Annotated in this window: 7 protein-coding genes; 6 read left to right on the top strand and 1 reads right to left on the bottom strand. The window is 48.6% G+C overall.

Annotation, left to right across the window (positions count from 1 at the left end):
* Positions 1 to 318: 318 nt before the first annotated feature.
* Entirely contained in the window at positions 319 to 1,083 is a 765-nt protein-coding gene (locus tag ACFQ0N_RS27410) for an SDR family oxidoreductase (RefSeq protein WP_379332385.1), read from the bottom strand.
* 501 nt (positions 1,084 to 1,584) lie between these two features.
* Between ACFQ0N_RS27410 and ACFQ0N_RS27405 the strand changes: the two genes are divergently transcribed.
* The 6 genes from ACFQ0N_RS27405 (at position 1,585) to ACFQ0N_RS27380 (ending at position 9,415) form a co-directional block, all read left to right on the top strand.
* Positions 1,585 to 2,466: a hypothetical protein gene (locus tag ACFQ0N_RS27405; protein ID WP_379332383.1), complete on the top strand. Its 882-nt coding sequence runs from the start codon at positions 1,585 to 1,587 to the stop codon at positions 2,464 to 2,466.
* Between the two features lie 243 nt (positions 2,467 to 2,709).
* Complete coding sequence (locus tag ACFQ0N_RS27400; RefSeq protein WP_379332381.1) at positions 2,710 to 2,949, top strand: hypothetical protein; 240 nt, start codon at positions 2,710 to 2,712, stop codon at positions 2,947 to 2,949.
* Between the two features lie 442 nt (positions 2,950 to 3,391).
* On the top strand, positions 3,392 to 6,520 hold the full coding sequence (locus tag ACFQ0N_RS27395; RefSeq protein WP_379332394.1) for a hybrid sensor histidine kinase/response regulator: 3,129 nt from the start codon (positions 3,392 to 3,394) through the stop codon (positions 6,518 to 6,520).
* 432 nt (positions 6,521 to 6,952) lie between these two features.
* Complete coding sequence (locus ACFQ0N_RS27390; protein ID WP_379332379.1) at positions 6,953 to 7,576, top strand: DUF6630 family protein; 624 nt, start codon at positions 6,953 to 6,955, stop codon at positions 7,574 to 7,576.
* A gap of 119 nt (positions 7,577 to 7,695) precedes the next feature.
* Positions 7,696 to 8,568, top strand: coding sequence for an endonuclease/exonuclease/phosphatase family protein (locus ACFQ0N_RS27385; RefSeq protein ID WP_379332377.1), 873 nt, complete (start codon positions 7,696 to 7,698; stop codon positions 8,566 to 8,568).
* Between the two features lie 232 nt (positions 8,569 to 8,800).
* Entirely contained in the window at positions 8,801 to 9,415 is a 615-nt protein-coding gene (locus ACFQ0N_RS27380; RefSeq protein WP_379332375.1) for a peroxiredoxin family protein, read from the top strand.
* Positions 9,416 to 9,427: the final 12 nt, after the last annotated feature.

Raw genomic sequence — 9,427 nt, 5'->3', positions numbered from 1 at the left:
TACCGCCAAAAATGCGGCCTGGAACCGATCTAACAATCCCAAATCCATGAGTAACGCGGAACTTATGAACTAGTAATTTCAGTTAGAGGGAGCGCGGAGTGCGGGGAAACTCGCACGCTCCGTGTGGGGCAGGGGAAAAGCCGGAGATCGCATCAAACGCTTACCTATTGCTGACGATAGTACAACGATAACAGGCTACCGTCATGAACAATAGCCTATGAAAGGGGTGCCGCGTGGCACCCCTTCATTGCATTAACGGGATACTAAAGTTGAATCCGGTTTTCATATATGTTGTTGCTAGATAGGCTTGCCTGGCTTTTAAAGATGCGAACCGCCGCTTGCGTCGATCAACTGACCGGTTACCCAGCGGCTGTCCGGAGAAGCGAGGAAAGCGGCGATATCCGCAATGTCTCCGGGTTCTCCCCAACGGTTGAAAACGGATAGGCCTGCCGCATATTTTTGTCCGTCGGGATCGCTCAAAGTTCCTTCATTCATCTCAGTGTTGATGATGCCGGGTTGGATGGAGTTGACCGTAATATTCCGGCTCCCCAACTGCTTGGCCAGCAGCAGCGTAAAGGTATTGATCGCTCCTTTTGTCATGCTGTAGGTGAAAACACCCGGTGAAGCCACCCGCGTCACGAAGGAAGAAATGTTAATGATGCGCCCGCCGTCCTTCAACCGCGGCAAAGCTTGCTGCGTTACAAAAAACGGCGCTTTGACGTTAATCGTCATTACTTCGTCAAAAGTAGCTTCCGTCGCTTCTTCGAAAGTAAGAATTTGCCCGATTCCCGCGTTATTGACCAAAATATCGAATCCGCCGCCGTCCCCGTGCTCTCGAATTGCTTCGTCTAGCGCCGCGATCAACTCGCGAATGCCGTCAGGCGTGCTTAAATTGGCGCCAATCGCACAGGCGTTTCCTCCGTTTTGGGCGATTTGTTGCACGACTGCTTCCGCTTCATGGCGGCGTTGACCGTAATGTACGGCGACAAAAGCGCCCTCCTGCGCCAGACGCAACGCGACGTTGCGCCCGATCCCCCGGCTGGCCCCCGTTACTAACGCTATTTTTCCTGTCAATTTGCTCATCAGTACTCAGCTCCTTATTCTCTGTTCCTCTATAGTTGTAACATAGGAGCGGTTTTGAAATGTTGCTCTCCTATTGCTTCGGGTAGCTGCACTGCCGTTGGCGTTAGCGTCAAACTCATGTCCTCGTTATCCGTATCGACGAATGCTGCTGGTGAAGCGGAGCGTTCGCTTTTGTTCCCCGATTTCGACCTCCATCCTTTACTGTCTTTCAGCCCGAATGCTGTACAAGCTTTATTTTTGACCATATAGGCCCGAAAAGCGAAACAAAGCGATGGTTTTAAGGCAACTGAAATTACCCTTGGAAGCTTATGGTGGCACCAGCCAAGAAGCTCGGCCAGATCGGATATCACATGTGGTTACTTTGGCGACTGCCGACCAATAGAGGTAGATGTCCGACTATGTTGCGGATCCCGAATGGAGCGGTTGAGTTGAAACAGACGCCGGCCGGACATTCAATATGTGGTATAATATAGCTAAAAAATTATGGATGTGAAGGTGTGTATGGCTAAAAGGGATGCTGCGGAGGATCAGCAGGAGCACATCGAGACGCTGCCGCTGTTCTCCACTACGGACAGGGGCGGACGGATGACGGTGCTCCGGCCGGGACGTCGCGTCGGACGCGCGGCTCCGCTGTTGCCGTGGCTGCTCGCAGCCGCTGCACTGTGGGCGCTGACAGGCTCCGTGCCGTTCGGCGCCTTGCTCGGCCTGGCGCCGACACCAGCGATCGGCATGCTCCTCGGTCATCCGGTCACGGTGGGCGTCGCTGTGGTGCTGCTGTTCGTCGCGATCGGAGCGACCGGCGGATTGTACTCGCAAGCGGTCGAGCAGTTCGGACAGATCAGGGTCGCCGGCCTGTTTGCGAAGCTCGCGGTCGCAGGAGGACTCGCCGCAGACGCGGGAGTCCTCCTGCTCTGGATGATGACAAGCGATCCGTCGCGCCCCTTCGACCTCGAGGCCATCGCGACGTCGCCGACGATACCGCCAGAGCTCGGCGCCGCCGTCGGAGCCGGCTTCGCCCTCTGGGCCGCCATCGCGCTCCTGCGGTTGCCTGGCTCGATAGCCCACGCCCGGCGGCGTCAGGCGGACATCGAGCGCCTCCGCGTGGAGGGCTCGTCATTCACCGGGACGCTGACCGTTGTGAGCTTCACGAACAGCTGGCTCTTCAATCTTCCTATATTCATGGTCGAGGTAGGTTACATCGCCGACGGTGCCCCTCGTGTCGTCTCAGCGCACATGCGCACCAGCGCCGACCGCGTCCCCGTCGTTGGCTCGCGCATGCTCGTGCTGACCGACGATCGCGGAACCACCCACGTGGAGTTGGACCCGTCCTATGGAGCGTCATTCGAGCCGGACGTGTGGAAGTACACCCCATCGGACGGCTGATGCTGCGGCCCTGATCGCTTCGGCCGGTGCACTGATCGGGAGCGGCGAGCGCATCTAGCGCAAAACTACGCAGCGATCCCGAGCTACCGGTCGAGTGTGAAACGAGCGATGCTGCAACTGCTCCCGTGCCGCCCGGTCGAGAAAGGGCGGCACTGGCGCGGGCGCTATTGATTTTGGTTTAGTATTCTCGTGATGGCCGTGGCCATTTCGGTTGTAGCCGACCAATAGAGGGAGGGTCCAGATATGCTGAGGATCCCGAGCGGAGCGGTTGGGTCCGAAACCGGGGAAACCAGCAGCTGCTCTGATGGCCAGGCCAGCTGTGCAGCCGCGCAGTGTAGACCGATTCGTTCGATAGAGTCCGGACCGCACGCGGCGCGAGTAGTTGCTCCGATGCCAGCAGCGCGCCGGCGAATCGCAGCCAACTTCGCAGCGATGCCGTGCCCCAAAGATACTCCCGACGCAGCCAGGCGGACGGCTGGATAGTTCAACTGGGACATGAGCGCAGCCGGTCACTACGATCGGCTGCTTTTTTCATTGAAGTAACGGGCAGTTAAGTTGAAGATCAATTGCGGTGAACCATATCATAAATAGGGCGAATTAATTGGCTTAATCCCCCAAGGTGTGTGGTTATTCTTATCATAACAGCAGTAGTAGTGAAAAGGAGTGTACAGTACGGTTTCCGGGAGGCTCGCTTGCGTGCTCGAGGCCCTCGGCTTGACGGCACCTAGAAATTACCTTTGAACAACAAACTCGCGAAATTCCAAGTAGGCATTTCTATATAATAGACATAAAGATATCTCTATCGTCCGTTTCTCTTCTATATTAACTGTGATAAATTATGGAGAGTAAGGACTTATTTAAATGTCTTAGAAGAAAATGACTAGGGGAGAAATACTTCTTGGAAACTCACTCATCCAAATATCAAATGAAAAAGAGCTATATTATATTATTGCTAGTCTCCATATTAGTTGTTTTAACCGGTTTGCGCATTTTGTGGATAGAAACGTTTCATGTTCCCAAACAGGCGTCAATTTATAATGGGCAATCCGATTTGCGTAATTGGAATGCAGAAGATGGCAGCATTCTCTTACTTGATGGCGAATGGGAGTTTTATCCCTCGCAATGGTTGATAGATGGTAGTCGGCAACAATTGTTAGGCGATAATGCGCCAAGGCATATTCAGGTACCGGGAGGATGGAGTGAAGCTTTGCATGCTGACAAGCCATCTCCATACGGGTATGGCTCTTATCGTTTGCGTCTTTATGTAGACCCGGCAAAGCACCTTAATTATAGTATTCGTGTACCCAGCGTACGCACTGCATCAGAATTATATGTAAACGGTCGATTGCTTACTAAATCCGGACAGGTAGCGACAACAAAGGATGAATATATTCCGAAGGACCTACCTTATTCTACAACCTTTACAGCAGATGACAACGGTGTAATCGAACTCGTCATTCAGGCGGCAAATTATGTGGATAGTCGAAGCGGGGGCATTGTCCGATCCGTTAAATTTGGTTCAGAAGAAGCCATTGCCAAAGAGATGAAAGCATCCACTTTTATGCAATTTTTGGCAGCGATTATATTTATTATGCATGCTGTCTATGCGCTTATTTTGTATTTGCTAGGAAATAAGGAAAAGAAGCTGCTTTATTTCAGTTTGCTTGCATTATGTGTAACGATCATGAGTGTCTTTAGTACGGATGAGAAGTTGTTCCATCAATTATTTTACATTGGGGTTAATTGGGATTTCAGGGTGGCTAATATTGCTTTCGTTATTGCAGCCTATGCTTTGCTCCAGTGTACGAATCATCGCGAGCTTCCATATTGGCGTAGGATGTACCCTGTCTATAAAGTAATGAATCTAGGGACTGCTGGCATCACTTTGTTTTTAGATCCAACTCAAGTGATTATGCTCTTTCCGGTTTATTATCTATTACTTGGTACTGCTGGAGTTATTACGCTGATTACAATGTTTAAAAAAGTAATCAAAGGTTTAAAGAGCAATCTTTTACTGCTTTTCTCTTTTTTTGCGTTGATGAACCATTCTCTTTGGTCGTTAATCTTGTTGGATAGCGGTTTGAGTCTTGTCTACTATCCGTTCGATATGATTATTGCGATGGGTTGTTTAGCCTCTGAATGGTTTAAGGGTTACTTTATCATGCATGCGAACACCAAAGAGCTTGCTGCAACCTTGCAAAGAATGAATGATCATAAGGATCAATTTCTGGCAAACACTTCGCATGAATTTAAAAATCCGCTGCATGGCATGCTTAACATGTCACAATCTGTTTTACAAAGGGAGCAGCATTTATTGCAGGAACGGAGCATCAAGGAGCTTGAAACGGTCTTATCTGTAGGACGTCGGCTGACATGGATATTAAACGACTTAATTGATGTAATGAGCTTACAGGAAGGCAATCCGCGTCTACAGAAAAAAGTCATATTTATTCAGCCGATCGTGACCGGAGTAGTGGATATGCTGCAATTTAATGCAGAAGTAAAGTCTGTCCAAATTGCAAATCAGATTTCGGAAGATTTTCCCCCAGTAATTGCGGATGAGAATCGAGTGATCCAAATCGTGTTCAATCTACTTCATAATGCTGTGAAATATACGAATGAAGGGACAATTTCGATTCAAGCTTTTGCCAAAGACGGAAGAGCGTATATTGTGATTGCTGATACGGGGATCGGAATGGATGAGCACATGCTTAAGCGCTTATTCCGTCCGTATGAGCAAGGCAGTACGAGTGTGACCATGATTGAAGGCGGCTTTGGGTTAGGTTTAAGCATAAGCAAGCAACTGGTTGAGCTTCATGGGGGTACGTTAGATGTGTCTTCTGCTTTAGGAGAAGGCTCAACATTTACATTTTCATTAGAGCTAGCAGACTTGAAAGTGGTGGAAGAGAATGATGTGACGAACTCATTTGATTCTTTACCATTACAATTCAAGCCGATTCAAGAAAATGTTTCGATAAAAGCGGAAAAGGCAGATATCCCGATGGCTGCGAAACCAACAACTTTATTAGAAATGAATCGTGACCGTCCGATCCTATTAATTGTTGATGATGATCCTATCAACCTTCAAGTGCTTGAAGCCATACTACCACCGGACGAATATGAGGCAATGATGGTAACGAGCGGTAAAGAAGCGTTGGCTGTACTAGATACAAAGGAATGGGATCTGGTCATCTCCGATATCATGATGCCGCAAATGTCCGGTTATGAGCTGACACGAATGATTCGTGAGCGGTTTACACTTACGGAGCTCCCTGTATTGCTCCTTACCGCAAGAAGCCAACCGAAAGATATTCAGAGCGGTTTTATAGCGGGGGCAAACGATTATGTGACGAAGCCAGTGGAAGCAATAGAAATAAGATCGCGGATCGAGGCGTTAACTACGATTAAACAATCCGTTCGGGAACAACTGCGATTAGAAGCTGTATGGCTGCAAGCGCAAATCCAGCCTCATTTTATATTTAATGCGTTGAATGCTGTAGCAGCTTTAAGCGATATTGATTTGGATAAGATGCGTAATTTGCTCGATGAATTCAGCAATTTTTTGAGGAATAAATTTAGATTTCAAAATATGGATAGGCTTGTTCCGATCGAAGAGGAGTTAAGTCTAGTGCGTTCTTATCTATATATTGAAAAGGCTCGGTTTGAAGAAAGGTTACAGGTTATTTGGGAGATAGATGGCTGCGGGGACATAAAAGTCCCATTTCTTACGATCCAGCCTCTCGTTGAAAATGCGATAAGACATGGCATAATGAAGCGCAATCGTGGAGGAACGATTCTAATTCGGATTCTTGTCTATGAGACGCATGCAGAGATAACCGTTGAAGACGATGGGGACGGAATAGACGAGGCTCAATTGCAACGAATATTAGAAAGAAAAGCAGATAGTCGTTCAGGCGTCGGATTGATTAATACGGATCAGCGATTAAAACGGCACTTCGGAACAGGACTTCATATCACAAGTACGTTAGGTACAGGGACAAAGGTAACTTTTCATGTACATAACAGGTGGAATAGCGGGGATAAAGCTAGGTGATAAATAAGTGATTGAATGAGGAGCATCCTTGGCTGCTCCTTTCTTAATTTTCGCTGATAGCCCCGTTAAGCTGAACCGTACCATAAGTGACGGCAACGTTTTTTTGGGGAAACTCGCATGAATATTTTAAAAGGGCGTTAACCGCAGTTTTTCGTAATAGTCAAAATCATTGGCTGTTACGTGCCGCGGCGCCTGTTCGTTTTATTAAGCTAATGGGCAGTTTAACGCGGAAACTTGGAAACTTATACCTGAGAATTGCGTATAAATCAAGACGGAAAAGAGTGTGGAATGACATATGAAGCGGATTTGAGCATTTGAAAAACCTCAAACGTGTTTGCTATATCAGCATGTGTGATGAAGAAATTTTAAATCCATTGAGCAATAAGGGGATTGAAATAACATAAAAAAGACACCGTTGAGGGAGGACATACGATGAGCTGGTTCCGATGGTGGAACAAGTCACGCAAACCGGACACAACCGCATCAGACGCTGGTACGATGGGGCAGGAGACATCCGCCGCCAATCCGTTGGGAGGACAAGCAGCCGCTGACAAGCGGGAAGCTCTCCTCGCATTGAGCAGGAAACTGTCCGGCGGCAGTGAGCAAGTGGCAGGAGAAGTTGCGCAGGCGCTGGATCATCCGGACGCGTATGTAGGGCAGTGGGGAGATCGGCTCTGGAACCGAGGCATAGAGGAACCGATTCCGGATTTGGCGTGGATTGCGCTTGTTGATGCGTTGGGTGAACTAGGACTTGTGTGGGAAATCGATTGGAAGCAGGAGATAGAGACCACCTTGTTCGCCGTTCACTCGCTGCTGGACCGCAGAGGCTGGCTGCTGCCGGCGGCAGATCGGCGGTTGGAGCAGGCGATTCAGACGGATCATGACACGTTTCAACAACTGAATGAGCTGCACGACTGGCTGCGGCCGCATGGGATCGTGTTGGGACAGTTGGACATCAATAGTGACAGCTATGTTCTGATTGTTGTCCGAGAAGACGATTTTACCGAAATGGAACAGCTGGCAAAGGCAAGCGGATACACCTTATGCAGCTTTTGACCCGGCTTGCGACAACGACATAAAGGACAGAAAAACCTTGATGATTCCCGCACAATGGATTCGGCCGTTTCGGGCAAAGTCATCGCCTTAGAATTACCAATAGTGAAGGAGTGGTAATGATGTTTCAGTCCGAAACGATAAAGATAATGACTTTGAACACGTGGCATGGCGGTGAAGACGTCAATTACGGAATAAACAAGATATTGAAAGCCGTAGAGTTGTCAGGTGCCGATATTGTAGGTTTTCAGGAAATTCCCGACCCTGGCAAGGAAGCTGCGGAAAAGCTCGGCTGGTACTATTATCAGAATCAAGAAGGTCGGGGAAACTGCAGCATTATCAGTAAATATCCGATAATCGAAGCGTTTCATATCGACGGGATAAGTGCCGTCGCGGCCCTTATTCGACTTCCTTCCGGGCAACAGATCCTAGTGGCGGACACTCATTTATATCACGATCCATACGGACCGTACTGGGCGATTTTCGATCGGAAATCGAACGAAGAAATCATCATGATGGAGAACGAGGTACGCGCAAGAGGAATGTCCATCGTGCTGCGCGAGCTAATGTCGTACATGGCCTCCGACATACCTGTTTTCCTTATGGGTGATTTCAATACGCCTTCACATCTGGACTGGGGCGATGATACAAAATCGGTGCATGACGGACGTATAATCGAATGGCCGGTTAGCGTACTGGCGGAGGGAGCGGGTCTGATCGATTCCTATCGCGCCATCCATCCCGATCCAGTGGCGTCGCCGGGGCATACATGGTCACCGGTTCATACACCGGAGCATCCTTGGGGGGATATCCCGCATGAACCGCAGGATCGCATTGACTTTATTTATTTTCGGGGAGGCCGTGTGGAGGTTGTGAATTCCGAGGTGTTTGTCGTTGGCAATCCGCAAGGCTACGGCAGCCATGAGGATAATGAATGGCCGTCCGACCACGCCGCAGTTATCTCGACATTCCTCATCTCGGTGCCAAACGCTTAATACGCAGTAAAATTAAAAGGAGCAAGCACTCCTAATAAGGATTGGAAATTAGTATAGTAAGAAACCGCATCCCATAGAGATGCGGTTTCTTACTATATTCAATCTATTAGGTGAATACGCCGCTTGATTTTCCTGCTCGTGTTTAGTCGTCTATGAACCATATTGCAACTTTAAACAATCTTAACAATGATCTGTTATGCTGAGATAATTAGCCGAAAGGAGAAATCTATAGATGAAGAAAGCGATTGTAACTATAGCGCTGGTGGCCTTAGTCATTTATGGGGTATATGATTTAACGAAAAAAAATAAGCCGTTGGCTACTCCACTGGCCGAACAGGCACAGCAAGAGGCTGCTCAGCAGCAGAAGCCTGATGCTATAAACGATCGGGCTGAGCCGCAGCCGGAGTCAGAGCCACAAGATGTTATCGGACTGGAGCGCGGTAATATTGCACCGGATTTTACTTTACAAGCATTCGAAGGTGAGGATTTGACGCTTTCAAGTTTTCGGGGAGAGAAGGTAATTTTGAATTTATGGGCGTCCTGGTGTCCGCCGTGTCGCGCTGAAATGCCTGACATGCAAGCTTTTTATGAGGATCATCAAGCAAATGGGATTAAGGTGCTGGCGGTCAATTTAACAGCGGCGGAAAAAGCGGTTGAAGATGTTGCCGTTTTTGTGGACGAGTATAAGCTGACGTTTCCAGTCGCTATGGATGACCAAAACGCTGTAGCGGAGATGTATCGGGTTAGAAGTATTCCGAGTACCTTCATTTTGGATGAAGAAGGGAAAATCATACAAAAAATTGTTGGCCCGATGACATATGAAATGATGGAAGAGTTCATGCAATAGATGGAGTAAGGA

The organism is Paenibacillus sp. GCM10027626 (assembly GCF_042676285.1).
Classification (GTDB): domain Bacteria; phylum Bacillota; class Bacilli; order Paenibacillales; family Paenibacillaceae; genus Paenibacillus_Z.
Note: the sequence above shows the minus strand (reverse complement) of the source record. Positions and strands in the feature narration are given on the sequence as shown.